We start from the raw sequence: 1563 nt of genomic DNA on the forward strand, positions 1-1563 counted from the left end.
AGGTGGCCAAGGCACGTGCCGCGGCTCCCGCAACGGCGGCTCCGGAGCACTGAGATGCGCGCAGGCCTGCTGTTCGTCCTGGGCCTGATGCTGGCACTGCCGGCAGCGGCGGCGGACTACGTCGCCCTGCCTGGCGGTACCTTCACCAGCGTATTGCCGGCCGATGGCAAGGCGGCGCCGGCGCAGGTGGCACCGTTTCGCCTGCGCACCGAACTGGTCACCAACGGCGAGTTCCTGGCCTTCGTGAAGAAACACCCCGAGTGGCGACGTGACAAGGTGGCGAGCATCCTCGCCGATGCCCGCTACCTCACCCAGTGGGGCAGCGCCGATGCATTGGGTGACACGGCGCTGCCGCGCCAGCCGGTGACCCGGGTCAGCTGGTTTGCGGCGCAAGCCTATTGCGAGAGCGAGAACGCGCGCCTGCCCAGCTGGTACGAATGGGAATACGCGGCGGCGGCCGACGCCACCCGCCGCGATGCCCGCGCCGATCCGGCCTGGCGCGAAAGCATCCTGGGCTGGTATGCGCGGCCGTCCAACTCGGCCCTGCCCGACGTGGGCGGGATCGCCAACGTCTATGGCGTGCGGGACATCAACGGGCTGGTGTGGGAGTGGGTGGACGACTTCAACGCCTTGATGGTTGCCAGCGACAGCCGCGACCAGGGCGATCCGGACCTGCTGAAGTTCTGCGGCGCGGGCGCGATCAGCCTGCAGGAAAAGGAAAACTACGCGGTGCTGATGCGCATTGCGATGCTGTCCGCGCTCAAGGCCGCCAACACCACCAACAACATGGGCTTCCGCTGCGCGAAGTCCGAATGAGGCATGCACATGAAACGTCTGTTGTCCCTGCTTGCGATGTGGCTGCTGATCGGCGCCGCGAACGCCACCGATGCCGCCGCGCCGCTGCCCGGCGATTCGGTCTACAACCTGTCGGTGCAGCTGACCGATCAGGACGGCCATCGACAGAATCTGGCCGAGCGACGCGGCCGGCCGCAACTGGTCACCATGTTCTACACCTCGTGCCAGATGGTCTGCCCGATGATCATCGACAGCATGCGGCTGACCCGCAATGCACTGGACCCGGCCACCCGTGCCCGGATCGACCTGCTGGCGGTGAGCTTCGACCCCGCGCGTGACGACGTGGCCACGCTGCGCAACTACGCCGACAAGCGCAAGCTGGATTCGCGCATCTGGACCCTGGCGCGGGCCGAGCCGGCACAGGTGCGCCAGCTGTCCGGCGTGCTGGGCCTGCAGTACCGGCAGCTGCCGGACAAGGAATTCAACCACAGCAGCGAACTGATCCTGCTGGACAGCGACGGCCGCATCGCCGCGCGCACCACCCGCATCGGCAAGCTTGACCCGGCCTTCGTCGAGGCGATCCGCAAGCTGGTGGCGGCCACGCCGCAGGGCTGAGAGGTTGTGATTTTTCCAACCTCGAAGCCCGGCCATGGCGAGGGCATGGATGCCCGAATTGAGGCAACGCAGGAGCAGTTGCCCGATGGCCGGACGTGGCTCGGTCCCGCAAGTGACTGATTCACGTGAGCACGTCCGGGCATGTACCGGACG

At 67.4% G+C, this 1563-nt stretch carries 2 protein-coding genes; both read left to right on the forward strand.

Going from position 1 to position 1563, the window contains the following annotated elements:
• Positions 1-54 precede the first annotated feature (54 nt).
• Positions 55-816: a formylglycine-generating enzyme family protein gene (locus UU7_RS08920; protein WP_007807491.1), complete on the forward strand. Its 762-nt coding sequence runs from the start codon at positions 55-57 to the stop codon at positions 814-816.
• Between the two features lie 9 nt (positions 817-825).
• Entirely contained in the window at positions 826-1410 is a 585-nt protein-coding gene (locus UU7_RS08925) for an SCO family protein (protein ID WP_040673160.1), read from the forward strand.
• The last annotated feature ends 153 nt before the right edge of the window (positions 1411-1563 follow it).

Source organism: Rhodanobacter spathiphylli B39, assembly GCF_000264295.1.
GTDB classification, from domain to species: domain Bacteria; phylum Pseudomonadota; class Gammaproteobacteria; order Xanthomonadales; family Rhodanobacteraceae; genus Rhodanobacter; species Rhodanobacter spathiphylli.